The 13,947-nt window shown below is 67.9% G+C and carries 17 protein-coding genes; 11 read left to right on the top strand and 6 right to left on the bottom strand.

Annotation, left to right across the window (positions count from 1 at the left end):
* Positions 1-27 precede the first annotated feature (27 nt).
* On the top strand, positions 28-999 hold the full coding sequence (locus EV647_RS41605) for a TIGR03557 family F420-dependent LLM class oxidoreductase (protein ID WP_134013187.1): 972 nt from the start codon (positions 28-30) through the stop codon (positions 997-999).
* Positions 996-1,442: an SRPBCC family protein gene (locus EV647_RS41600; protein WP_133788613.1), complete on the top strand. Its 447-nt coding sequence runs from the start codon at positions 996-998 to the stop codon at positions 1,440-1,442. Before EV647_RS41605 ends, EV647_RS41600 begins: the two co-directional genes overlap by 4 nt.
* Positions 1,443-1,451: 9 nt before the next feature.
* Here EV647_RS41600 and EV647_RS41595 read toward each other — a convergent pair whose 3' ends face one another.
* Positions 1,452-1,889: an SRPBCC family protein gene (locus tag EV647_RS41595; protein ID WP_202870566.1), complete on the bottom strand. Its 438-nt coding sequence runs from the start codon at positions 1,887-1,889 to the stop codon at positions 1,452-1,454.
* A gap of 166 nt (positions 1,890-2,055) precedes the next feature.
* On the opposite strand from EV647_RS41595, the gene EV647_RS41590 reads away from it, so the two are divergent.
* From EV647_RS41590 to EV647_RS41580, 3 genes are all read left to right on the top strand, one after another.
* Positions 2,056-2,997 (top strand): fatty acid desaturase, encoded by a 942-nt coding sequence (locus EV647_RS41590; protein WP_134013183.1) that lies wholly within the window; start codon positions 2,056-2,058, stop codon positions 2,995-2,997.
* Between the two features lie 147 nt (positions 2,998-3,144).
* Entirely contained in the window at positions 3,145-3,462 is a 318-nt protein-coding gene (locus EV647_RS41585; RefSeq protein ID WP_134013181.1) for a MerR family transcriptional regulator, read from the top strand.
* A gap of 72 nt (positions 3,463-3,534) precedes the next feature.
* Positions 3,535-4,227, top strand: coding sequence for a GAF and ANTAR domain-containing protein (locus EV647_RS41580; protein WP_134013179.1), 693 nt, complete (start codon positions 3,535-3,537; stop codon positions 4,225-4,227).
* A 9-nt stretch (positions 4,228-4,236) separates the two neighbouring features.
* Here the strand turns inward: EV647_RS41580 and EV647_RS41575 are convergent, their stop codons facing one another.
* Positions 4,237-4,461: a DUF2188 domain-containing protein gene (locus tag EV647_RS41575; protein WP_134013177.1), complete on the bottom strand. Its 225-nt coding sequence runs from the start codon at positions 4,459-4,461 to the stop codon at positions 4,237-4,239.
* A gap of 169 nt (positions 4,462-4,630) precedes the next feature.
* Here EV647_RS41575 and EV647_RS41570 point away from each other — a divergent pair, with 169 nt between their 5' ends.
* Positions 4,631-4,867, top strand: coding sequence for a hypothetical protein (locus EV647_RS41570; RefSeq protein WP_134013175.1), 237 nt, complete (start codon positions 4,631-4,633; stop codon positions 4,865-4,867).
* Here the strand turns inward: EV647_RS41570 and EV647_RS41565 are convergent.
* Together EV647_RS41565 and EV647_RS41560 are read right to left on the bottom strand one after the other, a co-directional pair.
* Complete coding sequence (locus EV647_RS41565; RefSeq protein ID WP_134013173.1) at positions 4,810-5,487, bottom strand: lysoplasmalogenase; 678 nt, start codon at positions 5,485-5,487, stop codon at positions 4,810-4,812. The genes EV647_RS41570 and EV647_RS41565 overlap by 58 nt on opposite strands.
* Positions 5,488-5,520: 33 nt before the next feature.
* Positions 5,521-6,501, bottom strand: a complete 981-nt coding sequence (locus EV647_RS41560) for an iron-containing redox enzyme family protein (protein WP_134013171.1) — start codon at positions 6,499-6,501, stop codon at positions 5,521-5,523.
* Between the two features lie 59 nt (positions 6,502-6,560).
* Between EV647_RS41560 and EV647_RS41555 the strand changes: the two genes are divergently transcribed.
* Positions 6,561-6,764, top strand: a complete 204-nt coding sequence (locus EV647_RS41555) for a CDGSH iron-sulfur domain-containing protein (RefSeq protein ID WP_134013169.1) — start codon at positions 6,561-6,563, stop codon at positions 6,762-6,764.
* A 65-nt stretch (positions 6,765-6,829) separates the two neighbouring features.
* Positions 6,830-8,287 carry an aminotransferase class I/II-fold pyridoxal phosphate-dependent enzyme gene (locus EV647_RS43560; RefSeq protein ID WP_134013167.1) on the top strand — a complete coding sequence of 486 codons (1,458 nt, stop codon included), beginning with the start codon at positions 6,830-6,832 and terminating at the stop codon, positions 8,285-8,287.
* A gap of 225 nt (positions 8,288-8,512) precedes the next feature.
* On the opposite strand, the gene EV647_RS41545 is transcribed toward EV647_RS43560, so the two are convergent.
* Positions 8,513-8,740 (bottom strand): hypothetical protein, encoded by a 228-nt coding sequence (locus EV647_RS41545; protein ID WP_134013165.1) that lies wholly within the window; start codon positions 8,738-8,740, stop codon positions 8,513-8,515.
* A gap of 111 nt (positions 8,741-8,851) precedes the next feature.
* Here EV647_RS41545 and EV647_RS41540 point away from each other — a divergent pair, with 111 nt between their 5' ends.
* The 3 genes from EV647_RS41540 to EV647_RS41530 are packed head-to-tail and all read left to right on the top strand — an operon-like array spanning position 8,852 to position 12,991.
* Positions 8,852-9,907, top strand: a complete 1,056-nt coding sequence (locus EV647_RS41540) for a lysylphosphatidylglycerol synthase domain-containing protein (protein ID WP_166680565.1) — start codon at positions 8,852-8,854, stop codon at positions 9,905-9,907.
* A 6-nt stretch (positions 9,908-9,913) separates the two neighbouring features.
* On the top strand, positions 9,914-11,857 hold the full coding sequence (locus EV647_RS41535; protein ID WP_134013161.1) for a hypothetical protein: 1,944 nt from the start codon (positions 9,914-9,916) through the stop codon (positions 11,855-11,857).
* A gap of 24 nt (positions 11,858-11,881) precedes the next feature.
* Complete coding sequence (locus tag EV647_RS41530) at positions 11,882-12,991, top strand: S1C family serine protease (protein ID WP_202876504.1); 1,110 nt, start codon at positions 11,882-11,884, stop codon at positions 12,989-12,991.
* Between the two features lie 3 nt (positions 12,992-12,994).
* Here EV647_RS41530 and glsA read toward each other — a convergent pair whose 3' ends face one another.
* Positions 12,995-13,936, bottom strand: coding sequence for a glutaminase A (glsA, locus tag EV647_RS41525; protein ID WP_238177650.1), 942 nt, complete (start codon positions 13,934-13,936; stop codon positions 12,995-12,997).
* Positions 13,937-13,947 lie beyond the last annotated feature (11 nt).

Below are 13,947 nucleotides of genomic sequence, written 5' to 3'. Positions count from 1 at the left end.
TGGGTGACGAGCAACGCGGAGGTGCGCGTGAAGATCGGATACTTCTTGTCCAGCGAGGAATACTCGCCCGCTGAACTGATCGAGCAGGCCCGGATGGCCGAAGAGGCCGGGTTCGACGGCTTGTGGATCAGCGATCACTTCCATCCCTGGAACGACGAGCAGGGCGAGAGCGCGTTCGTCTGGTCGACGATCGGCGCGATCTCCCAGGTGTGCGAGCTGCCGGTGACGACCGCGGTCACCTGTCCGACGGTACGGATCCATCCGGCCGTGATCGCGCAGGCGGCCGCGACCAGCGCCGTACTGCTGAACGGACGGTTCACGCTCGGGGTCGGGACCGGTGAGGCGTTGAACGAGCACATCCTCGGCACGGTCTGGCCCACGCTCGACGTACGGCTGGAAATGCTCGAGGAAGCGGTCGAGATCATGCGCCGGCTGTGGACCGAGGACGGATTCGTCAACCATCACGGCAAGCACTACACGGTCGACACCGCGCGGATCTACACCCGGCCGCAGGAGCCGTTGCCGATCTACATGTCCGGATTCGGGCCTGAGGCAACCGATGTCGCGGCGCGGATCGCCGACGGCTACATCACCACCGCACCCGACCGCGACCTGCTGCAGCGTTTCCGCGACAACGGCGGCGGGTCGAAGCCGGCGCAGGCCGGGTTCAAGGTCAGCTACGCGCCGACCGAAGACGAAGGCATCGAACAGGCCCACCGGATCTGGGCCAACGCCGGCGTCCCCGGCGAGCTCGCCCAGGTGCTCCCGTCACCGCGGCACTTCGAGCAGGCCAGCCAGCTGGTGACCAAGGAGTCCACGGCGCAGTCCGTTGCCTGCGGCCCGAAGGCGGACGTCCACGTCGACGCGTTCACGCCGTACGTCGAGGCCGGGTTCGACGAGGTGTACGTCGCCAACATCGGCCCGCACACCGTCGACATGATGAACCTCTACCGCACCGAAATCCTCCCCGAGCTCCGCCTGCACAAGGAGCACTCATGACCAGCCACGAAGCCTGGACCACCGTCGACGTCGCGCCGAACATCCTGTTCGACCGACTGTCGGACCTCGACCATCTGCCTGAGTACCTGCCGCAGCTGACCGCACTGCACCGCACCAAGGCGACCCCCGTGGAAGCGCAGGGCCCCGAGGCCCGGCGGCCGCACCAAGCCGTGCACGAAGAGATCGACGTCACCGCCGCCGGCGGGCGCCGGGAGGGCTGGGTCGACGTCCTCGCCGAGGACCGCATCCTCCGGTGGAGCACCGAGGGCGCCCACGACTACCACGGCGAGCTCATCGTCGACTTCGTCGCCGACGGAACGTCGAAACTGACGGTCCGCCTGCACACCACCGACCCCACTCCGGTCGACGACGAACTCCAACAAACCCTGTCCGGCATCAAGACCGCCGTGGAGCAGCATCTCCCCACCGAGTCCGATTCCTGACAGCGCACGTCAGGAGCGCTTCTCCGCCAGGAGTTTGAGGCGGCGAAGCGCCTCGGCGTTGCGGGGGTGCAGCATCAGGTCGGCCAGTCGCTCCGGCAACAGCGCGATCGGGCCGCTGGTGGCCCGCTCGGTCATCACCAAGCGGCAGCACCCGTCCGAGGTCTTCGTCGCCCGGAACTCCACCTCGCCGTACCCCGCGGGCCAGACCCGGAGCTGCAGTCGCAGCCGCTGCAGCGGCTCGTATTCGAGGACCTTCGTGGTGTCGTCCAGCAGGAAAGGCCACGCACCCACCGAGTGATGGATCCGGCCACCGGGCTCCGGCCACGGCGGGTCGACGTCCCGGATCCTCGACGCGCCCACCACCCACGCGGCGTACGACCAGCCGTTCGTGAGAATCGCGAACACGTCCTCGACACTCGCCTCGATCAGGCACTCGTTTTCACTCACCCCGCACGCGGTACCCCATCCACCGCACGTCCACGCCCTGCTTTGCCGGGGTGCTCTGCGGTGCGCACAACGCATGGCAGCTGACGGATGCGGGCACCTGTACTGGTATGCGTAGTGAGCCGAGGCTGCTGTGGTCGTCCGCCATGCGCGGGTGCAGGAGTGGGCCATGAGTACATCAGCAAGTGCGGACGCCTCGGCTCCGATCGAGTTCCAAGCCGTCGGCGGACCCCTCGAGCGGGCGCTCATCTGGGTGTTCATCGTCGTACCCACCATCGCGCTGCTGCCGGCGATCGTCTTCGCCTGGGGCGGCTGGATCGGGTGGCACGACGTCGTCGTCCTGATCGTGTTCTACGTGATCACGACCACCGGCATCGGTGCCGGGTATCACCGATGCTTCACCCACGGCTCGTTCAAGAGCAGGCGCGGCCTGAAGATCGCACTCGCGATCGCCGGGAGCATGGCGCTCGAAGGGCCGGTGATCCGCTGGGTGGCCGACCACCGCAAACACCACAAGTTCTCCGATCGCGAGGGAGATCCGCACTCCCCCTGGCGCTACGGCACCAGCGCGTGGGCGGTGACCAAGGGATTCGTCTTCGCCCATGCCGGATGGGTGCTGTGGGGCCAAGATCGGGCCGACCCCAAGCACTACGCGCCGGACCTCCTGCATGACCGCGACCTGGCAGCGATCTCGCGGCACTTCCGCTGGCTGGCGGCGATCTCGCTGCTGGCGCCCGCGCTCATCGGCGGGCTGTGGGACAGGTCGTGGCACGGTGCCGCTACCGGCTTCTTCTGGGGCACTCTGGTCCGTGTCGCCCTCATGCACCATGTCACCTTCTCGATCAACTCGATCTGTCACGTCTCCGGCAAGAAACCCTTCACGGCCCGAGACAGGTCGGGCAACGTCTGGTGGCTGGCCATCCTCAGCCAGGGCGAGTCATGGCACAACCTCCATCACGCCGACCCCACGTGCGCACGCCACGGCGTACTCAAGGGACAGATCGACATCAACGCCTGGCTCATCAAACAGTTCGAACGGTTCGGGTGGGCGTACGACGTGAGATGGCCGGATCCCGCACGCCTCGAGAAGAAGCGCGCCGTAGTCAGCTGACCCGCCGAAGCTGTCATGGACTCGTCGCAATATCTATCGTGGCGAGCATAGACATTCGGAATCGGTCGATGTAATCTTCCTGGTGTTGACAGAAAAGAACGCGCCGGGGCGTGGAGGCTCGATGACCCCAGACACACGGAGACTCCGATGAGCTCAGAACCGGCCGACGGGCCGGCCAGCTTCGACGATGACGACTATCCGGCCTTCACCATGGGCCGGGCCGCCGAGATGCTCGGAACCACGCCGGGTTTCCTCCGGAGCCTGGGCGAGGCAAAACTGATCGACCCGCAGCGCTCCGACGGTGGTCATCGCCGCTACTCGCGTTACCAGCTGCGCCTCGCGGCCAGGGCGCGCGAACTCGTCGACCAGGGCACCACGCTCGAGGCGGCCTGTCGAATCATCATCTTGGAAGATCAGCTCGCAGACGCCCTGCGGATCAATGAACAAATGCGAGACCAGGGTTAGGCACCACGGCATCGGCTGGGCTCGGCGACCGGGGTGCACCACCACAACCGCGCATCCCGCTTGGAGACCGAGATGTCCCTGACAGAGCCCGCCGAAGTGTTCGACGCGGGCAGGTTCGCGCAGTTCGCGCTGGAGTTGCACGACGCTGCGGGGGTGGACGAGACCCTGGAGGCCGTGGTGCAGTTCGCGTTACATGCCGCCGACTGCACTCATGCGGGTGTCGCGCTCATCGCCCGCGGTGGCCGCGCGGAGGTCGGGGCTGTCACCGACCCGGTCGTCGAGACGTTGTACCGGTTCCAGATCGACGCCGGCGAGGGTCCACTGCTGACCGCGTTGTCCGGCCGGACGGTCACTGTTCACGATGTCGCGACCGACGACCGCTGGCCGTGCTGGCAACCCGCCGCCGTGAACGCCGGAATCGGAAGCGCACTCCACGTCCCGATGAAGGTCAACGGCCAGACCACCGGCGTCCTGTCGCTGTACCACGCAGAGCCGAACGCATTCACCGTCGACGACGAGGCAATCGCCCACATCCTGGCCCGGCACGCCTCTGTCGCGGTGGCCACCGCCCGCCATGAAGTAGACCTGGCCCAGGCCGTGGATGCCCGCAAGCTGGTCGGACAGGCGATGGGCATCCTGATGGAACGCTTCGACCTGGACGGCGATCAGGCCTTCGCTGTCCTGCGGCGCTACTCCCAGGACACCAACACCAAACTGCGCGACGTCGCCCAGCAGCTGATCGAGACCCGCAAACTCCCCCGCTGAGTCGATGCGTCAGCTCGCGAGGTCCTGTCTGCGGTAGTGGTACGAGTTGTGTTCGGCGATGGTGCCGTCGGGGTTCGTGACGATGTGGTCGACGCCGTACCACTGGGCCACCGTCGCGCCTCGGCTGACCTGTCGTTGTTTTCCACCGCCGGTGGAAAACGGCTTTGTGCTGCCGCACCACCGGGTCTTCCAGATGCCGTTCTCGCAGTAGGTTTCGACGTCGCCAACGGCCATCGCCCTCACATCTCTTTCGACGCGCAGCCGTCGCCTCAACACGCTCTTTCTGAGATATCATGTCATCGATTCGATGACATGACTGTTCGTCATCGAATCGCTGACAACGCCGAGGGTTGAGCGGGCTTCGGCCGGGATACCGGGTCGGCATCCGACCCAGGAGGCGACGATGAGTTTCGACCGGCCCAATCCTGATGACAAGCACAAGACCGTCAGCGACACCGAGCTCAACGAGGCGTTGGAGAACGACGAGCTCGAGAAAGGCGGCCTGGATTTCGACAAGGTCGAGCACGACGAAGGGCAACGGTCCCCCGGCCCGGAGCCGACCGATGACGGACGCCGTGCTCCTCAGGACGAGGACGTAACAACCGGCACAGAGGGCCGCCCCGTCGAGCCCCCGGACTGATCCCCAACGCTTCCCGCGCTCAGGACGCCCAGTGCGATCTGGTACTGGCCGGCGCCGTACGCAGTCTTGAGAAGCAGGTTGCGGAGCGGGAAGTCATGACCCGCGAGTCCAGCGCCGATCATCGCGTCCGAGGCCAGGAACAAAGCTCCGCCCAGGCCCGCCCGCCCGCCGTACCACCACGACGTCACCGCGGTCGCCGTGAGCATGATCGCGTAGGCCGTCACCGGTCCGCGGTAAACGCCGAGCCCGGGCCACAACGCAACCATCGACGCCAGATACACGACTCCGTAGGCCGCGAGCACCTGCCATGATCTCCGCCGCGCTCCTTGGCTGAACAGCGCCACGTAGCAGGCATGGGCGGCCGCGTACATCGCCATCCCGGGCAGCACGAAGTTGAGCTCCATCAGGAGATCACCGGCTGCGGACGCGAACAGCGCGGCAACGAGCAGCGGTGGACCCTCGCATGAGCGCACCCACCATGCGAGCGCCGGCATCAGAGTTGCCTTTGACAACAGTCGCAGTACGGCGGAATCGAAGGCCACGGCCGCAAGATGAATCACCGCGCTGGCCCAGTACCCGTTCGTCCAGCACCGGCCCCGATCGAGATAGGCGATGCTCACACCGGCCCGGTACCCGGTGAGAAACGATGGTTGTCAGCCGCAGCGGCGTGCTGAAGGTGTGGTCGCGTTCCACTTGGTCAGCAGGTGGTCGGCCGAGAGATCGTCCAGTGTCAGAGCGCAACGGGCGCCGAACAGTACGTCGCCGATCGCGTCGGGATGTTCCTGCACGTAGCTGCCGCACAGGTCGTGCGCGGCGATCTGCTCGTGGACGGCGTCGGCCTCGACGTGCTCGGTGAAGTAGCGGGCCTGGTCCTCCGAGGCACCGAGCCGCACGGCTCCGGTCGCGTACTGCCGGTTGGGAAGTGTGGAGGTCATCTCGAGCGCCGCCAAGTGACCGAGGAGTGCGGCCGTCCACCGAGAGTGCAGTGCGAACAGCGACATCACGTTCGACACCGCCAGCGTGACGGCGGGTACGTCGGGAACGTAGCGACCGTACGCGTCGTCGAGGCCCAGCCAGCGCATCGTCGTACGAAACAGCTCCGAATGCATCCGCTCGCGCCGGCCACCGCCGTACTCGTCGGCCTCGATCTCGACCAGCGCGGCCTTGGCGGCACCGTCCAGGCGCGGGATACCGAAGCTGTGCGGGTCGGCCTCCTTGAGTTGGTACACGGACCGGTTCAGCACGAACTCCCGGAACTGCTCGCGTGTCGCATGCCGACGCAGGTACGGCGCCAGTCGCGGACCGTCGGCGGCGTCGATCAGCGTCCGTAGCTGCGTCGCGACAGGTTGCTTGCTCGCAGTGACGCGGCAGTTGGCTTCCAGCCACTCACTCCATGGCCGCTCCAGGCTGGATCGGAAGGCAACGATGTGCGGATCCCATTGGCGTTCGGGCTCTACGTCGTCGAAGCCGCGGTAATACAACTCGTAGGCGATCCAGAGCGCGACCTGGAGGTCGTCATCGGCGTACGGACACGTGGTCGCGCCGACCTCGACGGATCGGGGCGGCGCATCGGATTGTCTGAGACTCGTCGTCAGCCAGGTGCTGAGCGGCCCCCGTGGTGGTGGTAGCTGCATGCTGGTTCGGTACCCGCGGGTTCTTCGTAGAACCGCTCATCGGTGGGTACCGCGACCACATGACCGAGATCCGTGCGTACCCCGACGGTCCGCTGCTCGTCCGCGGCGAGTTCGACCTCCTGGACGAGAACGGCGATCCGATACCAGCCGGCCGCCGTACGATCGCGCTGTGCCGCTGCGGGCGCAGCGGCATCCCCCCGTTCTGCGACGGCACCCACACCCTGCCGACCACCCGCCCGCCGAAGCAACCGCCGCCCACGTGACCGGTCGCGCACTGTCCGTTCGCGGTCCCGGAATATCTCCGAAACGGTCCGGGCACCTGGCAGGTATGGATCACGACGAGAGCCCCGTTCTGGACGCGCTCGCGGAGTACCACGACCGCGGATACGTCGACTTCGCTCCGCCTGGACACAAACAGGGCCTCGGCGCGGACGACGCCGTACGCCAGGTGCTCGGACCGGAGGTTTTCCACTCCGACGTGCTCGCCACTGGCGCTCTCGACGATCGCCGATCGAGCAACAGGGTCCTGGAGCGCGCGCAGGAACTCATGGCCGACGCAGTCGGTGCACAGCAGGCGTTCTTCTCGACCTGTGGCAGCTCTCTTTCGGTGAAGAGCGCCATGATGGCCGTCGCCGCGCCCGGCGAAACCATGCTTGTCGGCCGCGACGCCCACAAGTCCGTGATCGCCGGCCTGACGCTGACAGGCATCCAGCCGGTATGGGTCCGGCCGCGATGGGATCGGGAGCTGCACCTGGCGCATCCGCCCAGTCCGGAGGCGTACGACGAGGCATTCGCCGAGCACCCGGAGGCGGTCGGCGCACTGGTCACCAGCCCGTCGCCGTACGGGACCTGCAGCGACCTGAAGTCCATCGCGCGGGTCTGCCATGACCATGGCAAACCTCTGATCGTGGACGAAGCCTGGGGCGCCCACCTGCCGTTCCACGACGACCTGCCGACGTGGGCGATGGATGCCGACGCCGATGTCTGCGTCGTGTCCGTGCACAAGATGGGCGCCGGGTTCGAGCAAGGCTCGGTCTTCCATCTGCAAGGTGACCTGATCGACCCGGTCCGGCTGAAGCAGAGCGCGGACCTGCTGTCCACGACGAGCCCGAACGTCCTGCTGTACGCCGCGATGGACGGATGGCGCCGGCAGATGGTCCGCGACGGTCGGGAACTGCTCGGCTCCGCGCTCCGCCTGGCTCACGCCGTACGTGCGTCGATCGACGAGCTGCCTGGGCTACGCGTCATCGAGAAACAACTCGTGGCCAAGGAAGCGTCACACGACCTCGACCGGCTGCAGATCATGATCGACACCCTCGACGCCGGTATCTCCGGCTACCAGGCCGCCGACTGGCTCCGCGAAGAACGGGCCGTGAACGTCGGCCTCTCCGACCATCGCCGCATCCTCGCCCAGCTCACGTTCGCCGACACCCCGGAACGGACCGACCGGTTGGTGTCTGCCCTCGGTGACCTGACCCGGACCTCGCTGCCCGCGCCGAGCAGCGTCGTACTCCCGGAGCCGCGGGACCTCGAGCTCGAACAGGTGATGCTCCCGCGGGAAGCCTTCTTCGCCGCCCAGGAGACCGTGCCGGTCGAGGAGGCTGCCGACCGGATCGCCGCCGAGCAGGTCACGCCGTACCCGCCGGGCATCCCCGTGATCCTCCCCGGCGAACGCATCTCGGCCGGCGTCATCGACTACCTCCGCTCCGGGAAGACAGCCACCATGGTCATCCCTGACGCAGCTGACCCGTCCCTGAAGAGCATTCGCGTGGTCGCCGATACATGATCGGGGGCTTGCGGGGCACCGGATGAACAGGTACTGAAACACCCGCGGGTTTATCAGCTGCCGAGGTCGCGCGCGTTGAAGGTAGCAGCGCGCGCGACCGCTCCAATTATCTCCAATCATCTCCGACCCAACCCACCACCAGCAAAGGGACAGCAGCGGTACCAGGGACTCAGGGCGATCGCCGTCGCCTGCGGCAGGACCGCGCCGACGACGGGCCACACCGGGCTACTCGACCCTGCCGTCCGGCCGACGGGCCGGTGGGACCTGCATGACCTCGATGATGTCGACGCCGAGCATGTCCAAGTGGTTGAGGATGCCGGCCAGCGCCGCCTGGTCGGCCAGGTAGCCGTGCAGAACTGTCTGCGCCGGCTCCGCATCCGCAGCCAGTGAAGGGAACGCGTCGGTCAGTTCGCGCGACAGGTTGCCATTGACCCGGATGACGTAGTGGCCCATGGGAACGCCCCTTTCACGGCCCGGCGCCACGACTCTGCTGCGCCTGGCGCGTCGCCGACTCCCCCGGATCGGGGGATGGTCGCCGTGGTTCCGGACCGCAGGCTGGGTGACGTGGCCGAGTCCCCTCAACCGGTGCTGCCGACCGTCCCCCCGGCACCGCGAAGGATCCCGAAGCCGCTGGTACGCCTTGGCCGGGTGGTTCTCGTCGCGGTCGTGGCCTGGTTGCTGCTCCGGCTGCTCCGCGGCGTCGACTGGCATGAGGTCGGGCATGCCCTCACCCACCTGAGCCTCTGGCAGATCGCCGTACTCCTGGTCGCGATGCTGATCCGTCGCTCGGTACTTGCCGCTCCGATCGCGCTCTTCGTCGCCGGTCTGAGCTACCTGCGGGCGATGGTCAGCGATGTCGCCGCGGCGGCCGTCGCCACGATCGCCCCCTCTCCCGGCGACGTCGTGATCCGGCTCGCCATGTTGCGATCGTGGGGCATCGACAGTACGGACGCCGCGTCCGGACTGACCCTCGGGACCATCCTGTTCTACGTCGCCCGGCTGGGCGCACCCGTGATGGGTTTTGCCGTCTTCTGGGCGGGCCGCGAGTTCTATGCGCCCTTCGCCTGGTCCGCCTTGGTGTTCGGCGCAGGCGCCGCCGTACTCCTCGCCGGCACGCTCTATGCCTTGCGTGCCGAGCGGACCGCCGCGATGCTCGGACGCCTGCTGGGCCGGTTGATCCGCCGAGTACGCCCAGCGCGTCCAGGACCCGAGGTGTGGGAGCAGCGGCTGGTCTCGTTCCAGTCGCACAGTGCGCATCGGATGCAGCAGCGTGGCTGGCTCGCCGTACTCAGTCAACTGATCCTGATCGTCGTCGAGGCAGGCGTTCTCGTACTCTGTCTGGCTTTCGTCGGCGTCCAGGTCGACGGCCCGGTCCTCCTGATCCTGTTCTGCAGCTTCCTGGTCATCTATCCGCTGACCGGTCTGCCACTGATGGGCGCGGGAATTCTGGATGCGACGTACGCCGCCTTCGTCTCGAACCACAGTGCGGTCGAGGCGACGGATCTCGTGGCGGGGCTGCTCGTCTGGCGAGTCGCCGTCCAGTTCGTGCCGGTCGCCGTGGGCCTGCTCGCGATCCTCTTGTGGCGACGCTCCAGCAGCGGCATCACCCGGATCGGGTGAGACGCGGTGATCTACCGGAGGCGAGCTCTGGCACTGGCGCTGTCCGCCCTGATCACCGTGGCGATCCTCTGGCACCCTGATCACGCCGTCGCCGCGGAGGAACCGCAAGACACCGCCGCACGGATGTTGGCCGAACGGTACTCGCCCGTGGTCAGGCTCCAGGAGGACTCGGCCGACTGCGCGAACGGCGAGCAGTTCCAGCCCACCGATGTCGAAGCTGTCCTGGGCGACCAGCAGGTCGCACTTCGCGGCCCGTGGCGACCGCCGGACCTGGTGAAGGCCCAGCCGAAGGCCAGCGACCTCGGCCTCGTGTTCCCGGGGCACTTCCTGGACTTTCCCGGCGATCCTCTTCGGCCGGGCTGCGACTATGCCGAGTGGTCCGCGCGTATCAACGCCGCGCATCCGGCGACCGTCTACGCACATGTCGCCGCAGATCCCGGGTTCCCCGGGCAGCTCTCGCTCGAATACTGGTTCTTCTACGTCTTCAACGACTACAACAACACCCACGAAGGCGACTGGGAGTCGATCCGGCTCGTGTTCGATGCGGCGACGCCTTCCGCCGCACTGACGACACACCCGACGGCGGTGGGCTTCAGCCAGCACGGCGGAGCGGAACGTGCCCGGTGGGGCGACGCGAAGCTCGAGCTCGTCGACGGGACGCATCCGGTCGTCTATCCCGCGGCAGGCTCACACGCCAACAAGTACGGCCGGCGCCTGTATCTCGGCCGCGGTTCGGAGGGCCTGGGGTGCGACGACACCACCAGGCCACAGGCCGCGATCCGGCCCCGCGTCGCCTACGTACCGATGGCCCGCAGTGACTATCTGAAGCAGTATCCCTGGCTGGCCTTCGAGGGACGCTGGGGCGAACGGCAGCGGTCGTTCTTCGACGGTCCGACCGGACCGAACATGAAGACCTCCTGGACCGAACCCATCCAGGACGCCGAGTCGACCTGGCGCGACGACAGCAACACGGTGCCGGCGGGCACCGTGCTGGGGCCGAGCGGTACCGACGCCTTCTGTACGGCGATCGGCACCGGATCGATCTTGCTCCGCCAGACACTCGACCGGACCTGGTTGCTCGGCCTCCTGCTCGCCGCACTGGTGGTGCTGATCTGGTTCGCGGCGAGCCGTACACGCTGGAGCGACGCCGATCCCCTTCCGGCACGGAAGCGGCGGGCCTGGGGCCAGGCGATCGTTGCCGCGCTCCGCTTGTTCCGGCGCCGACCAGGCCTGTTCGCCGGCTTCGCCACGGCCTTCGCAGTGCTCGGCCTGGTGACCGTGCTGTTGGCCAGACTGCAAACAGCCAGGCACGACGCGCCCGCCGATCTCGGCGCTCCGACCGACGATGCGACCAGTTTCTGGGCCTCGCTGGTCGCGTTGGGGGTCACGATCCTGACCATGGCGACGTACGTCGCTCTGCTCGCGGCCGTCACGGCAACGCTCGACCAACTGGATCGAGGTGTCCCGGCGACGACCGACGCCGCGCTGCGCCGGGTGGTTGCCGACCGGCGACCGCTGACCCGCGCCGCCGGGCAGTACGTCCTGGTGATCACCGTCCTCACGATCTTCGTCGCGACGATCCCTGTCGCCATCTACTACGCGGTGAGTCGGGCTTTTGCCATACCAGCCGTCCTGGCCGAGCAGTGCTCCGGCCGTACGGCGCTCAGACGCAGCCGCGTGCTGGTGAAGGGACGGTGGTGGCGAACCGCCGTACCACTGGCGATCGTCGTCGGACTCGCGCTGGCGGCCGGGCCCGTCGCGGGGATCGCGATGCTGCTCGGCACGGACTGGCCGGCCACCTTGATCAATGTCGTGTCGTCGATCCTGTTCGCACTGGCGATGCCGGTCGCGTCCGCGGCCGTCGCGTACCTGTACTTCGACCGGGCGGTCGCCGCGCATTCACCCGGATCGGGTGAGCTGCCGCCCGTACCCCGAACCTACGCTCGATAGGATGAAGGGAGTGTCGAGCACGACATGCCACCGGAATCTCAAGCCCCACCCGGTCACAGCCGCCTGCTGTGGATGGTGATCGCGGAGGGCGTGATCGTGGCCGCGCTGGTCATCGCGCTCGTGGTCGTGACCGTCCGGCGCCGCGACAGTGCCGCGGTCGCGTCGTCATCCGTCGACGCGGCGGACCCCGGTACGGCGATGTGCGCCGCGATCCCGGTCGCGAACCAGGTCCTGCCGTCGGTCGTCACCATCTCGGCTCGCCGAGGCGCCCAAGCCGGGACAGGTTCCGGGCAGATCTTCAAAGCAGGCGGGTACATCCTGACCAACGACCACGTCATCTCGGTCGCCGCGGGCGGTGGCACCGTCTCCGTCCAGTACAGCGACGGTCAGAGCTCGGACGCCGCGATCGTGGGTCGTGATCCGAGCACCGACCTGGCCGTGCTCAAGGCCGCCGACGGCGCGAAGGACTACCCGCTGATCTCCATGGGGTCGTCAGGACCGCTGCAGGTCGGCCAGCCGGTGGTGGCGCTCGGCGCTCCGCTCGGGCTGTCCAGCACCGTCACCTCCGGCATCGTCAGCGCGCTGGACCGCTACGTGCCGGTGCCGGGCGACGGGGTGACTCACCATCTCATCGGCGCGATCCAGACGGATGCGGCCATCAACCCCGGCAACAGCGGAGGCGCCCTGGTGGACTGCGCCGGGCGTCTGGTCGGCGTCAACGCCGCCATCGCCACGGTCCCGGATGCGGCCGGTACCAGTGGCGGCGGAAGTGTCGGCCTCGGCTTCGCGATCCCGGTCGACCTGGCGAAACCGATCGCCGACCAGCTGATCCGAACCGGGCAACCCGGCCACCCCACGACCGGCCTCCAGGTCCAGGAGATACCACCCGCGGTGGCCAAGGCCGCGGGATCCCCGACCGGGCTCTTCGTGCTCGCGGTCGACACCGGCGGCCCAGCCGCGAAGGCCGGGCTGAAGGCCGGGGACATCATCACCAGGATCGACGGCGACCCAGCCGTCAGCGCTGAGCAGATCGTCGTCGCGACGTTGACCCGTCAGGCCGGAGACGCCCTCGAGCTCACCTACGAGCGGGCCGGCAAGTCCGCCACCACCACCCTCACGCTCGCCGCTCCGTAGCGCTCAGCCCGCGGGTGGGACCGGCTGCGAGGCGAGCAGGTCCAGGCCGAGTCGACGGGCCAGGAACTGCGCCGCGAGTTGCCCTGTGACACTGTTGCCCGCCTGGTCCAGCCGCGGCCCGAAGGTTCCCATGGCGCCCTTACCGGGTGAGACCGTCACGATGCCGCCGCCGATGCCGCTCTTACCGGGAACCCCGACGTCGAGCAGCCAGTCCCCCGATGTCTCGTACAGTCCGGCGATCGTCATCACCGCCAGCGACACCCGAGCGACATCGGAGTCGACCACGCGTTGCCGGGTCGTCGGGCACACGCCGCCGTCCGCCAGCGTCGCGCCCATCGCTGCGAGGTCCGCCGCGGTGACCGACAGGCAGCTCTGTCTGGTGTACAGCTCGGTCGCCTCGGCGGGATCCCCGGCCAGACCGTCGACACTGCGCAACAGCGCGGCGAGCGCCCGGTTCCGGTGGTTCGTCGCCAGAGCCGACGCCAGTACGTCCTCGTCCATCACGAGCTCGCGCCCTGCGAACCGCGACAGACCGTCGACGAGGAACTGCCAGCGGTCCTCCACGGAGCCACCCGGCGTCAGGCTGGTTGTCGCGATCGCACCGGCGTTCACCATGGGATTCGTGCGGCCGGCCGCGGACTGCTCGACCGCCTTCACCGAGTTGAACGGCAGTCCGGTCGCGTTCACACCGACGAGCTTGCGTACGGCGTCGACACCGACCGCGTCGCAGACCAGCGCGAACACGAACGGCTTGGCGACACTCATGACGGTGAACGGCCGGCGCGACTCACCCGCCTCGAACAGCCGGCCGTCGGTGGCCGCGACACAGACTCCGAACGCGGTCGGATCAACCCGGGCCAAGGCGGGATAGACATCACTCACCGTGCCGTCGCCGACGGTACGGAATCGCTCGTACGCCGATTGGACCAGCTCGGCGATCGTCACAGGCGCGGGCA

The organism is Kribbella sp. VKM Ac-2566 (assembly GCF_004366005.1).
GTDB lineage: Bacteria > Actinomycetota > Actinomycetes > Propionibacteriales > Kribbellaceae > Kribbella > Kribbella pratensis.
Note: the sequence above shows the minus strand (reverse complement) of the source record. Positions and strands in the feature narration are given on the sequence as shown.

What these genes read in the sequence shown, in the direction of transcription:
- EV647_RS43560 (WP_134013167.1), top strand. Translation starts at nt 6,830, where the DNA reads ATGGATCACGACGAGAGCCCCGTTCTGGACGCGCTCGCGGAGTACCAC.
- EV647_RS41560 (WP_134013171.1), bottom strand. Translation starts at nt 6,501, where the DNA reads ATGCAGCTACCACCACCACGGGGGCCGCTCAGCACCTGGCTGACGACG.
- EV647_RS41590 (WP_134013183.1), top strand. Translation starts at nt 2,056, where the DNA reads ATGAGTACATCAGCAAGTGCGGACGCCTCGGCTCCGATCGAGTTCCAA.
- EV647_RS41570 (WP_134013175.1), top strand. Translation starts at nt 4,631, where the DNA reads ATGAGTTTCGACCGGCCCAATCCTGATGACAAGCACAAGACCGTCAGC.
- EV647_RS41585 (WP_134013181.1), top strand. Translation starts at nt 3,145, where the DNA reads ATGAGCTCAGAACCGGCCGACGGGCCGGCCAGCTTCGACGATGACGAC.
- EV647_RS41530 (WP_202876504.1), top strand. Translation starts at nt 11,882, where the DNA reads ATGCCACCGGAATCTCAAGCCCCACCCGGTCACAGCCGCCTGCTGTGG.
- EV647_RS41575 (WP_134013177.1), bottom strand. Translation starts at nt 4,461, where the DNA reads ATGGCCGTTGGCGACGTCGAAACCTACTGCGAGAACGGCATCTGGAAG.
- EV647_RS41545 (WP_134013165.1), bottom strand. Translation starts at nt 8,740, where the DNA reads ATGGGCCACTACGTCATCCGGGTCAATGGCAACCTGTCGCGCGAACTG.
- EV647_RS41580 (WP_134013179.1), top strand. Translation starts at nt 3,535, where the DNA reads ATGTCCCTGACAGAGCCCGCCGAAGTGTTCGACGCGGGCAGGTTCGCG.
- EV647_RS41600 (WP_133788613.1), top strand. Translation starts at nt 996, where the DNA reads ATGACCAGCCACGAAGCCTGGACCACCGTCGACGTCGCGCCGAACATC.
- EV647_RS41555 (WP_134013169.1), top strand. Translation starts at nt 6,561, where the DNA reads ATGACCGAGATCCGTGCGTACCCCGACGGTCCGCTGCTCGTCCGCGGC.